The organism is Nocardia carnea (assembly GCF_029868855.1).
GTDB classification, from domain to species: domain Bacteria; phylum Actinomycetota; class Actinomycetes; order Mycobacteriales; family Mycobacteriaceae; genus Nocardia; species Nocardia carnea_A.
In genome coordinates, this window is record NZ_JARWOV010000158.1 from 1 (window position 1) to 16,696 (window position 16,696).

Below are 16,696 nucleotides of genomic sequence, written 5' to 3' on the forward strand. Positions count from 1 at the left end.
CCCCCCCCCCCCCCCCCCCCCCCCCCCCCCCCCCCGGGCCCCCCGGGCGCCACCCCCCCCCCCACCCCCCGCCCGGGCCCCCCCCCCCACCCCACCGCCCCGCCCCCCCCCCCCCCCCCGCTCGGTCCCCCGCCCTTCCCCCGCCGCCCCACACCCCCCCCTCCCGGCCCCACACGGGCCCCCCACCCCGGCCCGGGCCGGACAGGATGACGGCATGCGGTGGGCATATGCGCCGGTACTGTTGGCCCTGATCGCCGGCTGCTCGACCGGCGCGACGCCGGAGCCCGACCGGCCGGTTTTCGACCTCCAGGCCCACCGAGGCGGACTCGGCCTGATATCGGAGAACACCCTGCCCGCTTTCGCCCACGCCCTCGAACTCGGGGTGAGCACACTCGAACTGGATATCCAGATCACCGCGGACGGTCACCCGGTCGTCACCCATGATCGGGACCCGGATCCGGCCAAATGCGCCGATACCGCGCCGGCATTTCCCGGCGACCCCGAATTCCCCTATGTCCCCGGCCGCGCCCTCATCCGCGACCTCACCCTCGACCAGGTACGCACCCTCGACTGCGGTTCCCGGCCGCTTTCCGGATATCCCGAACAGCGGCCGGCGCCCGCCGCGAAGATGCCGCTGCTGTCGGAGGTTTTCGATCTGGTGCGGGCGTATCGCGCCGAATCGGTGATGCTGAACATCGAGACCAAGGTGGAGGCCGCGGCCCCGCACGAGACCGTGCCGGGAGCCGATTTCGCCCGCATCGTGGTGCACGAGATCCGCCACGCCGGCCTTCGGGATCAAGTCACCGTGCAGAGCTTCGACTGGTCCACTCTGCGGATCGTGCGGGAGCTGGATCCCGAACTGCCGCTGGTCGCGCTGACGAACGGCGCACAGTTCCTCCAGGAGGGTGTACCCGGACCCTCACCCTGGCTGGGCGGGCTGGATATCGACGACTTCGCGGGTTCGCTGCCGGAGAAGTACGTGGCCGCGGCTGCCGCGCTCGGCGTCGAAACCCTCGCACCGGTACACGGAGCGCCACAGGACGGTTCGATCACCGACCCCGGCTACACCCCGTTCACCACGGCGGAATTGGTCGATACCGCGCACCGGCGCGGACTCCGGGTGGTGCCGTGGACGGTCGACGACCCAGCCACCATGGCCCATCTGCTGGGTCTCGGCGTCGACGGGATCATCACCAACCGCCCCGATGTACTACGAAACATCCTCGAGGAGAACGGATACGCCCTGCCGCCGCCGCTGTCCCGGCATTGACCGGCCGAACCGGCCCGGCTCGCTGTGCGTATCCATAAACTGGTGGCATGCTCGATCCTCTCAGCCTCGCTGTCGGCGCAGGCCTTCTCGCGATCGGCTGGGCCTGCGGCCGGTTCGGCACACGGCGCCGATCGGGATCGGCCCGGAAACTCACCGCCCGCTGCGGTTGCGGCCACGATCTGGCCCTGCACGATCGCGCCACCGGAACCTGTCACGCAGAGTCCTCCCGCCGGGGCACGCACGGTCTGCGCGAATGGGTGAAATGCAACTGCCGCCGCTACACCGGACCCACTCCGCTCGAGGATGTGTTCAGCTCGCCGATCCTGCCACCGGAGTCCTGACGCGGCAGCAGGTTCCCCACCTCCGTCGCCGACTTCGCGAGTTCGGGCGTCTCGATCCGACCGACCCGTAGACCCGCACAGCGTGATGCGTTCACCGAACCGGCGGTCCCGGAAACGCACCGTGCCCGCTTCCGGACATCACGGAGGCGAGCACGGTGCGAGGTACCGCGGGAATCAGTGCGCGAGCACGGGTTCACCTTCGGCCGGAGCGGGCAGGGTGGACGGCAGCAGCGCCCCCAGCACGACCGCACCGATCACGAAAACCCCTGCAGCCCAGGCGAAGCTGGTGGTGTAGCTTTCGATGGCCGACTGCGCGACGGTGATCTGGCTCGGCGTCCGCCCGGCGAGATAGTCACCTGCCGCAGACGCCGCGATGGTGCTCAGCAACGCCGTACCGATCGACCCGCCGACCTGCTGGCTGGTGTTGATCATCGCCGAGGCGACACCGGCATCATCGTGCCGCACCCCGGCGGTGGCGCTCTGGAATGCCGTCGACATGGCGGCGCCGAGGCCGAGGCCGAGCAGGATCAGGCTGGGCAGGATATGGGTGGTGTAACCCGTGTCGAGCCCGATCTGCGTCAGCCAGGCCATACCGAGCGCGGCGATCGCGAACCCGCCGCTGACCGCCACCTTCGGGCCGATCTTCGGCAGCAGCAGCGACGGGGTCGTGGTCGAGGAGACGACCATTCCGGCGACCATCGGCAGGAACGCGACACCGGTCATGATCGGTGAATAGCCCAGCGTGAGCTGCATGTAGTAGGTCAGGAACAGGAAGATCGCGAACATTCCGATGCCCATGACGAATACCGCGAGGTATGCGCCGCCGCGGGTGCGGTCGAGCACGATACGCAGCGGCAGCAGTGGATGGGCCACCCGTGTCTCCAGCCATACGAACAGCGCGAGCAGGGCTGCGCCACCGATGAGGAACGCGAGGGTGGCCGAATCGGTCCAGCCTTCGCTCTCGGCGTGGGAGAAGCCGTAGACGATCGCGAAGAGGGCGGCGGTGACAACGGCTGTGCCCGGGATATCGAGTTTGGGCCGCGCGCCGCCGGCATGCCGGGCCAGCAGCAGTACCGCGCCGACCAGCGCGACCGCCGCGAAGATCAGGTTCACGAACATCACCCACCGCCACGACGCCCATTCGGTGAGCGCACCGCCGAGCAGCAGGCCGATGGCTCCGCCGGTCCCGGCGACGGCGCCGAAGATACCGAAGGCCTTCGCCCGTTCGGACGGTTCGGTGAAGGTGACGGTGAGCAGTGACAGTGCCGCCGGTGCGAGCAGTGCGCCGAAAACGCCCTGGCCGACGCGCGCCGCGACCAGCATCTCGAAGTTGGCGGCCGCACCGCCGACAGCGGAGGCCACCGAGAAACCGATCAGGCCGACGATGAAGGTGTTGCGCCGGCCGAACAGATCGCTGAGCCGGCCGCCGAGCAGTAGCAGGCTGCCGAAGGCCAGTGCGTAACCGGTGATCACCCACTGGCGGCTCGCATCGTCGAAGCCGAGGTCACGCTGGGCTTCGGGCAACGCGATGTTGACCACGGTCGCGTCGAGCACGACCATGAGCTGGGCGACGCCGAGAACGGCGAGAACCCACCATCGCAGCGCATGCGACCCGCGCCTGCCGGACGGTTTTTCCTGCGCGGATGGCCCGCGTTCGAACGTGGTAGTCATCTCGCCCCTTGAATGGTCTGATTAAATGGAGGAAGCATCTCCGCTTACCTGAACGCTAACACAATAACGGAGATCACGCCTCCACTTAATCCCGTCGTTGATAGACTTCTGCTGTGAAACCCGCCACGACCTTGCGCACCCGGCGCCTGCGCGCCGATGCCGTCCGTAATCAGCAACGCATCGTCGAGGCCGCTCGTGAACTGTTCGCCGACCGCGGACTCGAGATCACCCTCGACGATGTGGCCGAACGCGCGGGTGTGGGAGTCGGCACGGTCTACCGCCGGTTCGCCAACAAGACCGAACTCATCTCCGAGGTCTTCGAGCACCATCTCGGCGAATTCGCCGACGCCGCCGAAGAGAGCGTGCGGCACCCCGACCCATGGCTCGGCCTCGTCCAGTTCGTCGAATACGCCTGCCGCCACCTGGCGATCAACCGCGGGTTCAGTGAGGTGATCCTCGAACTCGACCTCGACACCGAGCGCTTCCACCGCATCCGCGACCGGATCAAACCGGCGGTCGCCGCGATCGTCGAACGCGCACGGGCCGCGGGCGTACTACAACCGGATATCGAACCGTCGGATCTCTTCGCGATGATCCATATGGTCGACGGACTCGCCGAATTCGCCAAACCGATCAATCCGGAGATCTGGCGGCGCTATATGGCCATCACGCTCAACGGTATTCGCGCCGACAGCGTCGCACGCCAGGAACTACCGGTGCGCGCACTCACCGACGACGAGGTGGACCGGGCCAAAACCGCCCGCGCCGCCCCCTGCGCCGGCCGCCGCCGCTGATCGAGCAGCAGGTGTACGGCGACGGCCGAATAAGCGCCCTGCCGCCGCGCTAGCGCGGCGACCACCTCGGGAGTGGGCGAAGACGGGTGAGCACGTTCCGAAGAGTCGCGACCCGCACCCCGGCGCTCCCGGGGCTGCGCACCGCCGATTCGGCCTCGGCGAATGCGGTGCGCAGGCCACGGCGCGTACCGGTCGATTGCCCACCGGACGGAGTCGCGCCCGCGGACGGCACGGTGCGGAACTTTCGTTCGGATCTTGTTTCCGCGGCATCATCGGAGGTAGCACGCAGAAGCCGATCCGGTAGCGACAGCTTGCACACCGTGCGAGCGGTCTGAAAGAACTGCGCGGCCAGCGAACCCGATGTATAGGGAAGATCGTACTCATCACACAGCGCCCGGACACGTACCGCGATCTCGGGGTACCGGTTGCTGGGCAGATCCGGGAAGAGGTGGTGCTCGATCTGGTAGCAGAGGTTCCCGGTCAGAAAGGCCAGACGTGGACCGGCGGTGAAATTCGCACTCCCCAGCAGCTGTCGCAGATACCATTCGGCGCGGGTCTCGTTCTCGAAATGTGCCGTGGTGAACTTTTCCGCACCGTCCGGAAAGTGCCCGCACATGATCACGATATAGGACCACAGATTCCGGAGCAGTAGCGCTGCGGCGTTCGCCGCCACCGAGTATTTGAACGTACGCGGAGCGAGAGCCGGGAACAGGAGGAAATCCTTTCCCACCTGCCGAATCAACTTCCGAGCCAATTCGGCGTCCGGCTCCGAGCGCAGCCGACCGCGCGAAATTCCCTGCCGACGCCGCACGAGCGCCCAATCGTGTATCGCTATCGCCCACTCGAAGAGGAGTGCGATGCCGATGCTCGACACCGGCTGGAGAAGATGTACCGGGCGCCACGGCTCGTCCCGGGTCATGCGCAGGACAACGAAGCTGAGATCATCGTCCATTCCGTACACATTCGTGTAGGTGTGGTGCACGTGATTATGCGATTGCTTCCATTGACTCGACGGTCCGGCAAAATCCCATTCCCAGCTGGTGGAATGAATTTCGGGATCATTCATCCAGTCCCATTGCCCATGGCTGATGTTGTGGCCCAGCTCCATCATCTCGATCGTCTTGGCGACCGCCAGCACGACCGCTCCGGCGGCTCGGGGCAGGTGCCGTCGCCCGGAGAAGAGAATCAAGAGGCGCGCCGTCGCTTCGAGTCCACGGTGGATCCGGATGGCCCGATGAATATATGCCGCGTCTTTCTCACCGACCGACCGCTCGATACTGCCGCGAATGCGGTCCAGTTCACGCCCGAACGTCTCGATCTCGTTCTCGGTGAGGTGCGAGAACGCCTTGATATCAGTTATTGCCACCGAATTCCCGTGCACTTTTCGGGCGAGGGTATTCTCGCCGGACCTTCACTTCGTGCGGACGGCCTCGATGACGTCCGGCCAACTCCCGGTGAGCTGGGACAGTCGATTCTGCACAGCGCCGGGCCGCGCGAGGACCGTCACTGTTCCCGCGCGAGGGAAATCCGACGCGCAGCGCGAATTGCCTGAAAAGTTTTGACGATCTGTTGATACAGAAGCAGATAACCGATCACCTTGAGGACGTCCTTCGCTTCGGCCAGGACAAACCGCACTACTGCCCTGTAACCCGTGAATGCCACGGAAGTCCCTTCGAATCAGCGCTCAGCACAGACGGCAATTACCGGCGGCCGCGGATTGTGCACGTCCACCGACGCGCCCCGGAAAGATCGACGTGGATCAGCCTATTCATCGAACCCGTGGGGCACTTCCCACTACCGGGACCACAGCGCTGCCACCCGCCCGCAGCCGTCGGCCCGCAGCAGTCGGCGGGCCGGTCGCGGCACGAGCACAACAACACTCGATTCGGCCGGGAAGCACCGGCGACTACTCCGCGTCGAGATCATCGAGCAATTCGACTGCAGCGCGGGCATATTCGCCGATCCAGCGGTCGTAGATGCGTTTGATCGGCATGGGCGCGAGCGCGAGATGCCGCTCCCGGCCGATTTTGCGGCCGGTGACCAAGCCGGCCCGCTCCAGCACCCGCAGATGCTGCAGGACCGTCGTCCGATCCAGCTCGGGAAAGAAATCGCACAACCCACCTGTGGTGCGCGGCGCTTCCTTGAGCGCGTCGAGCATGGCCCGCCTGGTCGCCGATCCCAGCGCTTTGAACACGAGATCGTCGGGATCCTTGTCATCAACCGCAGACATGTTGTAAATTTATCACATGTCTGAACTCCAAGAACTCTCCTTCACCGTTTCCGGCCGGGTGGCCAAACCCTGCGCCGAGGTCTACGAAGCGGTCGCCGACCCCGAACAGCTGTCGAAGTACTTCACCACCGGAGGAGCCCGCGGCCGGCTCGTCCCGGGAGCGGAGGTGACCTGGGACTTCCACGACTTCCCGGGTGCGTTTCCGGTACAGGTACTGAAGGCCGATCCGCCGCGGACCATCGTCGTCCAGTGGGACAGCGAGGCCACCACGGACGAGGCCGGCACCACCACTACGACCTTCGAGTTCGAGCCGATCGACAACGACACCCGGACCCTGGTGACCATTACCGAATCGTCCTGGCGCCCGACCGAAGCGGGCGCGAAGAACGCATTCGGCAATTGCGAGGGATGGACCGGCATGCTGGCCGCGCTCAAGGTCTGGGTCGAGCACGGCATCAACCTGCGCGCGGGCTTCTACAAATAATCCCTGCACAAGGGCAGGAACGTGCCGCTCATCGGACCGCTATGGGGTTGACCGGCGAGCCGACCGCGCCGGTGATCTTGATCGGGGCGGCGGTGAGGAAGAAATCGTAATAGCCGTCGCCGGCGCAGGCTTCGGCCAGCGCGTCGAGGTCCCACATTTCGCCGAGGAACAGGCCTATCTGCGGGATCGCGATCTGGTGCAGCGGCTGGAAGGCCACCTCGAATTCGTTCGGCCGCACTTCGAAACCCCAGGTGTCCGTGGCGATTGCCGCGATCTCGGTGCCGTGCAGCCAGTCCGCGGTGGTGAAGGACAGGCCGGGCGCGGGGCCGCCCGCGTACTCGCCCCAGCATTCGCGGCGGGCCCGGGTCAGCTGCCCGGTGCGCACGGCGACGATATCGCCGCGACGGATCTCCGAGGTCGGGCCCTGCGCGGCGACGGTCTGTTCGAGGTGGGCCCGGGTGATCGCGAAACCATCGGGGAGCTCACCGTTTTCGCCGATCGCCCGGCCCACGTCCAGCAGGACGCCGCGGCCGCAGATGACGTCGGCGACGGTTTCGATACCGGTGACCTGGTCGCCGAGACTCGTGACGACCTGGTCCGCGGGGCGGCCGTTCCAGGCGCGGCCGTGGTCGAAGATATGACCGAGGCCGTCCCATTGTGTGGAGCATTGCAGGGGCATGGCGATCACATCGTCGGCGCCGCCGAGACCGTGCGGGAAGCCCTGGATTCCGGCGACGGCGTCGGTGCCGGTGTCGAGCATGGTGTGCACGGGGTTGGTGCGCCGGCGCCAGCCCTTCTGCGGGCCGTCCATATCGAAGGACTGGGACAGCGAGAAGGAACGGCCGGTACGTATCGCGGCGGCAGCGGCGCGGCGGGTGGTGGCGTCGAGGTAATTCATGGTGCCCAGGACGTCGTCGGGTCCCCAGCGGCCCCAGTTGGAGACCCGGGCGGCCGCGGCGGCGATGGCACCCTCGGGATCGGTGCGGTCCAGTTCTTCGGCGGTCATGACAGCCCGCCCGCGTCGAGTTCGGTGAACGTGTCGCGCACCCAGTCGGCGATGAAGGTGGTGACGTGCGGTAGGTGGTCGAGGCCGATATGTTCGGTCGCGCCTTCTTCCGGGGTGAACAGACGCAGTTCCCGCTTGGGGCTGTTGACCGCCTGGTCGTAGGACCGGTGGGCGTATTCGAGCGGGATCTGCCGGTCCTTCTCACCGTGTGCGACGAGGAACGGCACGGTGATCTTCTCGACCACGCCGTCGAGGTGGATATCCTCGGCGAACTCGATGAACGTCGGGATATCGGGCTGTCCCCACACCCACAGCACATGGTCCCAGTAGTGCGGCACCGGATTCTCGCCTTCGCGGTCGAGCCGCCGTTTCTGCACCGCGCCCCAGTTGTGGTTGGCACCCCAGGCCACGCACAGGGCGAGACGCTTCTCGAACGCTGCGGCCCGCGGGACGTAGTAGCCGCCGAGCGACCAGCCGGCCAGCCCGATCCGGTCGTTGCGGATATCGGGGCGGGCTTCGAGCCAGTCGACGCAGGCGGCGGCCCATACCTCGGTGTCGATCCGCGCGGTGAGCCCCTGCAATCGCAGCGCCTCACCACTGCCGGGGCAGTCGACCATGAGGGTCGAGATTCCACGGGCAGCCAGCTCGGTATGGATTCCGGCGCCGACCATCATCTCTTTGGTGGAGTCCAGGCCGTTCCACATGATGATCACCGGCGTGGGGGCGCCGTCGGCCGAGGCGTTGTGGAAGTACGCGGGCAGGGTGGTGCCCTCGTAGGGGATCGCGACCTTGGTGGTCGCCGGGTCGATCAGCGCGCACGATTTCAGCAGCAGATCCACACTGCGCCGGTATTCGGCGTTACGACTCGAATCCTTCGCACTCTGCATCCGCTCCGCCTGCGCGACATACACCGACGCACGGAAATACGCTTGCCCGGCGGTGCGCGTATGCCCGGCTTTCTCCGCCTCCACGGCCTGCTGTTCGAGCCGGTCGGCGACGGCGCGCCAGGCGGCCATGAATTCGGCGGTGCCCACATCGGCGCCCTGGGCAGCGAGCTCTCGGATGGGACGGCAGGCGCGGTCGACCTCGTCGATCAGGCCGCCGCTGTTGAGTGTCGCGACGACGCCGAGATTCCAGATGTAGTTGCCCGGAAAGTATTCGAACATGATTTCCTCTGCTCAGTGGGTGGGGTGTGGGGGCTGGTAGAGCGGGGATATCGCACCTCGCCGGAAGGCCGGGTAGTCACGGCGCCGAACCGGGCTCAGCGGTGGCGCCGGATCGGCGACTCCGACCCGGCCGCTCAGCGCGCCGATGCCCTCGACGGTCAGCGTCACGACATCACCGGGTTGCAGCGGCGGCGGATCCTGTTCGCCGCGCCGGCCCCAGAGCTCGCCGAGGCAGCCACCGTTGCCGACGGTGCCCGAACCGATCACGTCACCGGGTACGACCCCGCTGTCACGCGACGCGTAGGCGATCATCGATTCGAAGGTCCAGCCCGCGTTGCTCAGCACATCACGGCCGATTTCGGCACCGTTGACGGTCACTGCGCAATCGAGGTCGAGGAACCCGTCGGCGTCGCGGTACGGGTCGAGTTCGTCGGCGGTGACGATCCAGGGCCCCAGGCTCGTCGCGAAATCCTTGCCTTTGGCAGGCCCCAGCGATACCTGCATCTCCCGGCTCTGCAGATCCCGCGCCGACCAGTCGTTCATGATCGTGTACCCGAAGATCGCCTGCCGCGCCTGTTCCTCGGTGAGCGACCGGCCGGACCGGCCCACGACCGCGGCGACCTCGAGCTCGAAATCACGCACCACGCAGGTCGCGGGGAACAGCGCCTCCTCATCCGGTCCGAGGACGGCGTGCGGGTTGGTGAAGTAGAACGTCGGCGCGTCGTACCAGGCGTCGGGTACCCCGGACTTGCCGTCCACGCTGCGCCGCACGCCTTCGACGTGTTCCTCGAACGCCACACTGTCGCGGATGGACGCGGGGCGAAGCGGGGCCAGCAGCCGCACCTCGTCCAGCCCGCGCCCGGTCTCCCGGGTGCGGGCTTCCCGGGCCAGCCGGTGCGCTTCGGGCAGGCCGGCGTCGATCACATCGCGCATGCTCAGCCCGGCGGGGAACGGATACACCGTGTCACCGTCGACCACCCCGACGCGTGGTTCGGGGAGGCCGGGCGCGGTGAAGGTCGCGAGCCGCATCAGACGGGAGGCGCGACGAAGCAGCCGCGATCGGGGTCGTTGAACGATTTCTTCGCCACGAATTCCTCCATGGGGTTCGCGGTGCCCCATTGGTCGCTCACCGTGGGGTCGGAGAAGTCGTACAGATGCGGATGCCAGGTGTCCTCGTCGAGTTCCTCCAGTTCGGTGGTGTATTCGACGGTGTTGCCGTGCGGGTCGAGGAAATAGCTGAAGGTGTTGTTACCGGCCATATGCCGGCCCGGACCCCACACCTTCTCGACTCCACCGCGCAGCAGCCGGCCGGTGCCGCGCATGTATTCGTCGATCCCGCGCATCTCGAACGAGGCGTGATGCAGCGAAACATGCGGGCACCGTGCGATGGCGATGCTGTGATGGAACCGGTTCGTTCGCAGGAACCACATCATCTCGCCCATGTGCGGGTGGAAGAGGGTATCGGACAGCGCGAAGGACAGACGCTTTTGGTAGAAGGCAACGGTCGCTTCGGGATTCGGCGAATTGATCACGACATGTGACAGCTTGACCGGCACCGACTCCCCCACCTCGACCTTGCGGTGCTGGCGCACGGCGACGTCCGAGGACACCTCGAGCGTGCGGCCGTCGTTGTCGAAGAACCGGAAACCGTAACCGCCACCGGGGGTTTGCAGTTCACCGGGTTGGCCGACCAGCTTCACCCCGTCGGCGGCCAGCCGTTCCGCCATGGTGTCCACATCGGCCGGGGTCGCGGCGCCGAACGCGATGAGGTCCAGGCGCTTCTCCTCGGCCTTGCGCAAGCGCACCGAATACTGTTCCGGTGAGCCGGCCGCGGCGAGGAAGGCGAGGCCGTTCTCGGACGTCTGCGGTTCCAGCCCCCACATATTCGTGTAGAACTCGAACTGCTTGTCGTAGTCGGGGACGGCCAGATCGACATGCCGTAGATGGGTGATCAATCGTTCGTTCATGTTCTTGTCCTTCGTTTCGAATGCCGGATCGACGGAGAAAGCCGCTGCTCACGCGGGTTCGGCGACCATGTGCGAGATACGGGTCATCAGGCCGGCGACATCGCCCTGTTCACCGTCGAGCAGCCACCGCCCGAGCTGGACCGAGGATTCGACGACATCCTTCGCCCGGGGCAGCCGGCGATCGGTGAATTCGCGCCACAGGTCCTCGGAGACCGCGTCGTGCGCGATCAGCAGTTCGGCCAGCACCGCGGCGTCCTCCAGCGCTTGGGCGCACCCCTGCGCGAGGGTCGGCGGGCAGCTGTGGGCGGCATCGCCGATCAGTACCACCCGGCCGCGGTGCCACGGCCCGTCGATCACATGGCTTTCGAATTTCGCGTAGTTGATGCGTTCCGGATCGGTCATCGACGCCCGCACCTCGTCCCACGGACCGTGGTAGGCCGCCGCCAGCTCGAGCATCGCGGCCAGGCCCTGTTCCGGGGTCGGGCGGGCATCGTCGCGGGCGTCTTCCACCAGGTAGGCGTAGAGGGTGTCCGGGCCGGTCGGGCAGTAGCCGGCGATATAGGCCGGGCCGCCGTAGTACAGATCGGTGCGGGTGATCGACGCCGGGCGTGGGGCGAACAGCCGCCAGATACCCATCCCGGTGGGCCGCGGCTCGATATCGATCCCGAGGATGCGCCGCGTCCACGAATGGATACCGTCCGCGCCGACGACGAGGTCGTAGCGGCCGGTGGATCCGTCGGAGAAGTCGATGTCCACGCCCTGCTCGTCGGCCGTCAGGCCGGTGGGTGCGAGACCGAAGCGGATCTTCGCGCCCGCCGCGGCGGCCCGGTTCACGAGGATGCGGGCCAGGTCGGGCCGGAACATGCCCATATTGGCCGGCAGGTCCGGGCCGCCGGAGCGCAACTCGTCGAGTTCGACCAGCAGGGTGCCCGTGGCATCCGGGGCCCGCAGGCCCAGGGTGTCGTAGGGGTAGCCCTTCGCCCGCACCTCGTCCCAGACCCCCAGCTGCCGTAGCACACGTAAAGCATTGCCCTGGAGGGTGATACCCGATCCCAGTGCGGCGATATCGGGTTTGGCCTCGACGAGATCGACCGATATCCCGGCCTCGGCGAGCAGGATCGCGGCGGCGGTACCGGCGGAACCGGCGCCGATCACCAACACATTCCGGACAGCAGACACAACAGACTCCAGTGGCTCTCGTGACCTCGCCCGGTCCTCCGCGACGAGGTGGTAGGCACCACTCTGCGACCCAGATCACCATCACGGAAGAGCGGATCACTTATGCTCACCATCCACGGCGTTTATGGTTCGAGGTATGACCGCCGGCTCGCTGCGAAATCTGGATCTGAACCTCTTGACGACGCTCGACGCGCTGCTCACCGAACGCAATGTCACCCGGGCCGCCGAGAACCTGGGCCTGAGCCAGCCCGCAGTCTCGGCCGCGCTGCGCCGGTTGCGCCGCCATTTCCACGACGAACTCCTGCATCGCAGCGGTAACCGCTACGAACTCACCCCCTTGGCCGAGCAACTGCGCGAACCGGCCGCCGCGGCGCTCGTCGGGATACAGCGGGTTTTCGACGCCGTCCCCGTTTTCGACCCCGCCACCTCCGGCCGGGAGTTCACCGTCCTGGTCTCCGACTACGCGGCCACGGTGTTCTGCGACCAGCTCGCGACCGTCCTCGCCGAACAAGCCCCGGGCGTGCGGCTGCGCCTGGACCAGCAGACCGGTGCGCATATCGACCAGGCCCCCGAATCGCTGCGCACCGCCGACGGCACCTTCCTGCCGCACGGCTTCCTGACCGATATGCCGTCCATCGATGTGTTCACCGACAGCTGGGTGCTGATCGTATCGGCAGACAACAGCGAGGTCGGGGACACGGTGACCCTCGAACAGCTCGCCGAATTGCCCTGGGTGGTCACCTATCACGCACCGACGGCCTTCACCCCCGCGGCCCGGCAGCTGCGGATGATCGGGATCCAACCCGATATCCGGGTGGTGGTGCAGAGTTTCCTCGCGGTGCCGTTCATGGTCACCGGCACCCGCTGCGTCGCGCTACTGCAACGCCGGCTCGCCGATCGGCTGGCGGACGCCGCGAACGTCCGGGTCCTCCCCTGCCCCTGGGAGGTCGTGCCGCTGGTGGAGGCGTTCTGGTGGCATCCCACCCATCGCGCCGACCCGGCCCACCAGTGGTTGCGTTCGGTGCTGGCCGAGGTGAGCGCGGAGGTGTCGCGCTGACCGGAACAGCGGCGGGGGGGGGGGGGGGGGGGGGGGGGCGGGGGGGGGGGGGGGGGGGGGCGCCCTCCCCGCCCCCGGGGGCGCCCCCCCCGCCGGGGGGGGGGGGGGGGGGCGGGACTGATCGGCCCGCCCTATCGAACCGAGCTGCTCGCGGAGCTCACCGGGGCCGGTGGTACTGCAGTTTTTCCACCACCGGTGCGTCCGAGAAGCGGAACAGGTCCAGTTCCGTCTCCGCGGCCAGCGACCACGGCACCCACGACGGGACGACGAAGAGATCGCCCGTGGTCAGCGTCCGTTCCTCGGTACCCAGCGTCACGCGCCCGTCACCCTGGAACACCTGCCAGACCGAGGAACCGACTTCGCGGCGCGGCGCCGTGACGGTCCCGGCGCGGAGCCGGTGGAACTCGCAGCGGATGGTCGGCAGCACGTCACCGCCGGTGGTCGGGTTGGTGTATTTGATCGCGGCGTGACCGGTTTCGACGGTGGCCGCGTGGCCTTCTTTCTCCAGCAGCAACTGTTCGGCGAGAGCTCGGTCGGTGTGCTCCCAGCGATAGGCCGCGATCGGGGTCGAACCGGCCGAGTCCGGCGCCGAGAGTGGGGTGAGGCCGGGATGCGCCCACAAACGCTCGGACCGGGAGATCGGCGGTGTACTGGTATCGGTCACCGCTTCCGGGCCGAATTCGAAGAACCCGAAATCGAGATCATGCGCGAGCGGGACATCGAGGCCGTCGATCCAGGCCATCGGCTCGTCGGTTTCGTTGTGATGGCCGTGGAAGCACCAGCCCGGGGTCATCAGCAGATCACCGCGCCGCATGGCGACCGGGTCACCGTCGACGACCGTCCACACCCCCGCACCTTCGATCACGAAACGGAAAGCGTTCTGGGCGTGCCGATGTTCCGGCGCGGTCTCGCGCGGCCCGAGCCATTGGATCGCGCACCACAGCGTCGGGGTGGCGTACGCGGTCGGGGCAAGGCCGGGGTTGGCCAAGCCGATCGCCCGGCGTTCGCCGCCGCGGCCCACGGGCACCAATTCGCCCGAGCGCCGGGCGATATCGAGCAGCTCAGACCATTTCCACACATGCGGTACGGCGGCGGGGGCGGGGGCGGCAGGCATCAGATCGGTGGTCTGGGTCCACAGCGGTGCCGTCGAGTTGCGCGCGAAATCGGCGTAGAGGCGGTCGAGTTCGGCGGTCGGTTCGGCGGTGGTGGTGTTCTCGCTTGTCACGAAATATTCCTCAGCAGACGGGAGTGGGAAGGATTCAGCCGGCCGATCGGTGCGCGACGACCGTGGCGCCCGGACCGGGGCCGGGTTCGGCGGTCTCGGCACGGGTTTCCGCGAGCACCGGGCGGCGGGTGCGCATGGCGTAGATCGCGACGGCACCGGCGAGCATGGGCAGTACGAACAGGAAGTAGATACTGCGCGGCGCCCAGTCGAGATCGAGGAGCGCGCCGGCGAGTATCGGCGACAGGATCGCGCCCACCCGGCCGAGGCCGATGATCAGACCGACCGCCGTCGCGCGGACCGACGACCCGTAGTACATGGGCCCGATCGAGAACATCCCGGCCATCACCGCGCTGGTCGCCAGACCGAGCAGAGCGGCGGTCGCGAAGGCCGCGTTCAGCGATTCCACCGAGACCGCGTAGAGCCCGAAGGCGGCACCCGCCACCGCGAACAGCGCGGTGAGGGTCCGCCGGACCCCGAACCGGGCGGCCAGCGGGCCGAAGATCAGCGCACCGGCGATACCCCCGGCACTGAACAGCACACCCGCCCGCACCCCGTCGGCGTCGGTGAACCCGCTGCTGGTGACGAGTTTGGGTGTCCACGAATTGGCGAAGTAGAAACCCGCCATGAGGACGAAGAAGCTGAACCCCAGCAGTAGGGTCGTGATCGGATTGGCGCCGGTGGCAAGTTCTTTCCAGCGTCCGGCGGAACCCCGGGCACGTTCCGGTGCCGGCGGCAGGGTGTCGAGTTCCGGTTGACCCAGCCGGACCAGGACGGCGTTGGCCCGCTCGAGCGCCTTCGCAGGCCGGCGAGTGAGCAGATAGTCGAGCGATTCCGGCAGCACCGCCAGCGCGACCAGCGCCGTCACCAGGGTGGCCCCGGCGCCGAACAGGAACACGGCCCGCCAATCGAACTGTGCGAGCAACACACCCGCGATGATCCCGCCGACCGTACCGCCGATCGGCTGACCGGCCGTGTAGACGCTGATCGCGGTCGACCGGGAACGGGCCGACGAGTATTCCGCCACCATGACGTTCAGGCAGGCCTGCAGGGTGCCGATCGCCAGGCCGGTGAGCACCCGGACCACGAGCAGCATCGCGAAACCGGTCGCCACCGCGGACAGCGCCATCCCGGCCGCGACCACGAACGCGCACACCACGATGGTCCGGCGGCGGCCGACGATATCGGCGACCTGCGAGATCACTATCGATCCCACCGCCATACCGATCAGCGCGGCACTGAGCAGGGCGCCCAGCTCCGAACCGGACAGCTCCCATTCGCCGGAGATATGCGAGGCGCTGAACGCCAGCGCAAGCACATCGAAACCGTCGAGCATATTCAGCAGCACACATACCGCGACCACGGCGTACTGCACCGGCCGCATCGGCGACGTTTCGATCCGGGTCTTGATATCCACGGCCCTATCCCCTTGCCGCGCGCACGTCGTGCCGGGCGCCGGGGCGCTCGGCGTAGGCGATGGCGTCCCGCGCCGTGACCCCGACCTCCAGGGTTCCGATACTGCCGATCTCCAGGCGGATCCGCGCGCCGTCCGACAGCGGGCCCACACCGGCGGGTGTGCCGGTCGCGATGATGTCGCCGGGGTGCAGCGTCATCACCGAACTGCTGTAGGCGACGAGTTCGGCAACCGAGAAGATGAGCTCGGCGGTATCGGTCTGCTGGCGCAGCTCGTCGCCGACCCAGCAGCGCAGCGGGAGGTTGTCGGGGTCGCCGATCTCGTCCGCGGTCACGATCCACGGCCCGAGCGGGGTGAAGGTGTCGAACGATTTGCGGGTCGACCGGTCCTCGGTGGAACGCACGGTGATATCGAGGACACCGGTGTAACCGAAGACGTGGTCGAGCGCGTCTTCGGCACTGACGTTGCGGGCCGTGCGGCCGATGACGATCGCGAGCTCGCCTTCCTGATCGGTCCGCATATCGCTGTACGGGAGCACGACCTGGTCCCCCGGGCCGATCACCGAGGAGTTCGCCTTGAGGAAGACACCGTATTCGGCGATGGTCTTCTGCTCGTGCATCTCGACTTTGTGGTCGAGATAGTTGACCGGCGCCGCGACGATTTTGCCGGGACGCGAGATCGGTGCCCGCAACGCGGCGTGGTCCAGTGGTTGGACGGGGCATTCGGACAGGTCGATGGCGGCGAGATCGGCCACGCGACCGCCCTGTTCGAGCCACGGCAGCCAGGGGCCGCCGTATCGACCGGGCGAGGTGGGCAGGTGCGCGGTGACGTCGTAGACGTCGGTACCGGAGACGACGGCGGCGTGATCGCCGTCGAGAACTGCTAGACGCATTGA

At 67.5% G+C, this 16,696-nt stretch carries 17 protein-coding genes; 5 read left to right on the forward strand and 12 right to left on the reverse strand.

The window, feature by feature from the left end; all coding sequences use genetic code 11:
• Positions 1-214 precede the first annotated feature (214 nt).
• Both QH195_RS14305 and QH195_RS14310 read left to right on the forward strand, forming a co-directional pair.
• Positions 215-1,270 (forward strand): glycerophosphodiester phosphodiesterase family protein, encoded by a 1,056-nt coding sequence (locus QH195_RS14305; protein ID WP_280435712.1) that lies wholly within the window; start codon positions 215-217, stop codon positions 1,268-1,270.
• A 47-nt stretch (positions 1,271-1,317) separates the two neighbouring features.
• Positions 1,318-1,611, forward strand: coding sequence for a hypothetical protein (locus QH195_RS14310; protein ID WP_280435713.1), 294 nt, complete (start codon positions 1,318-1,320; stop codon positions 1,609-1,611).
• A 174-nt stretch (positions 1,612-1,785) separates the two neighbouring features.
• On the opposite strand, the gene QH195_RS14315 is transcribed toward QH195_RS14310, so the two are convergent.
• A complete protein-coding gene (locus QH195_RS14315; RefSeq protein ID WP_280426147.1) occupies positions 1,786-3,282 on the reverse strand; it encodes an MFS transporter in 1,497 nt (498 codons plus the stop codon).
• Between the two features lie 113 nt (positions 3,283-3,395).
• Here QH195_RS14315 and QH195_RS14320 point away from each other — a divergent pair, with 113 nt between their 5' ends.
• Positions 3,396-4,076, forward strand: coding sequence for a TetR/AcrR family transcriptional regulator (locus QH195_RS14320; RefSeq protein WP_280426148.1), 681 nt, complete (start codon positions 3,396-3,398; stop codon positions 4,074-4,076).
• Positions 4,077-4,125: 49 nt separating this feature from the next.
• Here the strand turns inward: QH195_RS14320 and QH195_RS14325 are convergent, their stop codons facing one another.
• The 3 genes from QH195_RS14325 to QH195_RS14335 all read right to left on the reverse strand — a co-directional run bounded on the left by QH195_RS14325 (position 4,126) and on the right by QH195_RS14335 (position 6,306).
• Entirely contained in the window at positions 4,126-5,442 is a 1,317-nt protein-coding gene (locus QH195_RS14325; protein WP_280435714.1) for a fatty acid desaturase family protein, read from the reverse strand.
• A 137-nt stretch (positions 5,443-5,579) separates the two neighbouring features.
• Entirely contained in the window at positions 5,580-5,738 is a 159-nt protein-coding gene (locus QH195_RS14330; protein WP_280421736.1) for a hypothetical protein, read from the reverse strand.
• A gap of 244 nt (positions 5,739-5,982) precedes the next feature.
• Entirely contained in the window at positions 5,983-6,306 is a 324-nt protein-coding gene (locus QH195_RS14335) for an ArsR/SmtB family transcription factor (protein ID WP_280421737.1), read from the reverse strand.
• A gap of 16 nt (positions 6,307-6,322) precedes the next feature.
• On the opposite strand from QH195_RS14335, the gene QH195_RS14340 reads away from it, so the two are divergent.
• Positions 6,323-6,790 (forward strand): SRPBCC domain-containing protein, encoded by a 468-nt coding sequence (locus QH195_RS14340; RefSeq protein ID WP_280435715.1) that lies wholly within the window; start codon positions 6,323-6,325, stop codon positions 6,788-6,790.
• A 28-nt stretch (positions 6,791-6,818) separates the two neighbouring features.
• Here QH195_RS14340 and QH195_RS14345 read toward each other — a convergent pair whose 3' ends face one another.
• From QH195_RS14345 to QH195_RS14365, 5 genes are read right to left on the reverse strand one after another with little or no spacing between them, the layout of a single operon-like run.
• Positions 6,819-7,796 carry a cyclase family protein gene (locus QH195_RS14345; protein WP_280435716.1) on the reverse strand — a complete coding sequence of 326 codons (978 nt, stop codon included), beginning with the start codon at positions 7,794-7,796 and terminating at the stop codon, positions 6,819-6,821.
• Complete coding sequence (locus QH195_RS14350) at positions 7,793-8,962, reverse strand: alpha/beta hydrolase family protein (protein WP_280435717.1); 1,170 nt, start codon at positions 8,960-8,962, stop codon at positions 7,793-7,795. The genes QH195_RS14345 and QH195_RS14350 overlap by 4 nt, the downstream gene beginning before the upstream one ends.
• 12 nt (positions 8,963-8,974) lie before the next feature.
• On the reverse strand, positions 8,975-9,991 hold the full coding sequence (locus QH195_RS14355; protein WP_280435718.1) for a fumarylacetoacetate hydrolase family protein: 1,017 nt from the start codon (positions 9,989-9,991) through the stop codon (positions 8,975-8,977).
• Positions 9,991-10,929 carry a VOC family protein gene (locus QH195_RS14360; protein WP_280435719.1) on the reverse strand — a complete coding sequence of 313 codons (939 nt, stop codon included), beginning with the start codon at positions 10,927-10,929 and terminating at the stop codon, positions 9,991-9,993. Before QH195_RS14360 ends, QH195_RS14355 begins: the two co-directional genes overlap by 1 nt.
• Before the next feature lie 48 nt (positions 10,930-10,977).
• Positions 10,978-12,108, reverse strand: coding sequence for an FAD-dependent monooxygenase (locus tag QH195_RS14365; RefSeq protein WP_280435720.1), 1,131 nt, complete (start codon positions 12,106-12,108; stop codon positions 10,978-10,980).
• A gap of 136 nt (positions 12,109-12,244) precedes the next feature.
• On the opposite strand from QH195_RS14365, the gene QH195_RS14370 reads away from it, so the two are divergent.
• Entirely contained in the window at positions 12,245-13,165 is a 921-nt protein-coding gene (locus QH195_RS14370; RefSeq protein ID WP_280435721.1) for a LysR family transcriptional regulator, read from the forward strand.
• Positions 13,166-13,322: 157 nt separating this feature from the next.
• Here the strand turns inward: QH195_RS14370 and QH195_RS14375 are convergent, their stop codons facing one another.
• The 3 genes from QH195_RS14375 to QH195_RS14385 are packed head-to-tail and all read right to left on the reverse strand — an operon-like array spanning position 13,323 to position 16,693.
• The gene (locus tag QH195_RS14375) at positions 13,323-14,390 is read right to left on the reverse strand and encodes a cupin domain-containing protein (protein ID WP_280435722.1); all 1,068 of its coding nucleotides are present in this window, start codon (positions 14,388-14,390) and stop codon (positions 13,323-13,325) included.
• A 34-nt stretch (positions 14,391-14,424) separates the two neighbouring features.
• Positions 14,425-15,804: an MFS transporter gene (locus tag QH195_RS14380; protein WP_280435723.1), complete on the reverse strand. Its 1,380-nt coding sequence runs from the start codon at positions 15,802-15,804 to the stop codon at positions 14,425-14,427.
• A 4-nt stretch (positions 15,805-15,808) separates the two neighbouring features.
• Positions 15,809-16,693: a fumarylacetoacetate hydrolase family protein gene (locus QH195_RS14385; RefSeq protein ID WP_280435724.1), complete on the reverse strand. Its 885-nt coding sequence runs from the start codon at positions 16,691-16,693 to the stop codon at positions 15,809-15,811.
• Positions 16,694-16,696 lie beyond the last annotated feature (3 nt).

Excerpts from the sequence above, each read along its gene's own strand:
- QH195_RS14310 (WP_280435713.1), top strand. The coding sequence starts at position 1,318 with ATGCTCGATCCTCTCAGCCTCGCTGTCGGCGCAGGCCTTCTCGCGATC.
- QH195_RS14385 (WP_280435724.1), bottom strand. The coding sequence starts at position 16,693 with ATGCGTCTAGCAGTTCTCGACGGCGATCACGCCGCCGTCGTCTCCGGT.
- QH195_RS14340 (WP_280435715.1), top strand. The coding sequence starts at position 6,323 with ATGTCTGAACTCCAAGAACTCTCCTTCACCGTTTCCGGCCGGGTGGCC.
- QH195_RS14345 (WP_280435716.1), bottom strand. The coding sequence starts at position 7,796 with ATGACCGCCGAAGAACTGGACCGCACCGATCCCGAGGGTGCCATCGCC.
- QH195_RS14355 (WP_280435718.1), bottom strand. The coding sequence starts at position 9,991 with ATGCGGCTCGCGACCTTCACCGCGCCCGGCCTCCCCGAACCACGCGTC.
- QH195_RS14315 (WP_280426147.1), bottom strand. The coding sequence starts at position 3,282 with ATGACTACCACGTTCGAACGCGGGCCATCCGCGCAGGAAAAACCGTCC.
- QH195_RS14360 (WP_280435719.1), bottom strand. The coding sequence starts at position 10,929 with ATGAACGAACGATTGATCACCCATCTACGGCATGTCGATCTGGCCGTC.
- QH195_RS14370 (WP_280435721.1), top strand. The coding sequence starts at position 12,245 with ATGACCGCCGGCTCGCTGCGAAATCTGGATCTGAACCTCTTGACGACG.
- QH195_RS14335 (WP_280421737.1), bottom strand. The coding sequence starts at position 6,306 with ATGTCTGCGGTTGATGACAAGGATCCCGACGATCTCGTGTTCAAAGCG.
- QH195_RS14350 (WP_280435717.1), bottom strand. The coding sequence starts at position 8,962 with ATGTTCGAATACTTTCCGGGCAACTACATCTGGAATCTCGGCGTCGTC.
- QH195_RS14305 (WP_280435712.1), top strand. The coding sequence starts at position 215 with ATGCGGTGGGCATATGCGCCGGTACTGTTGGCCCTGATCGCCGGCTGC.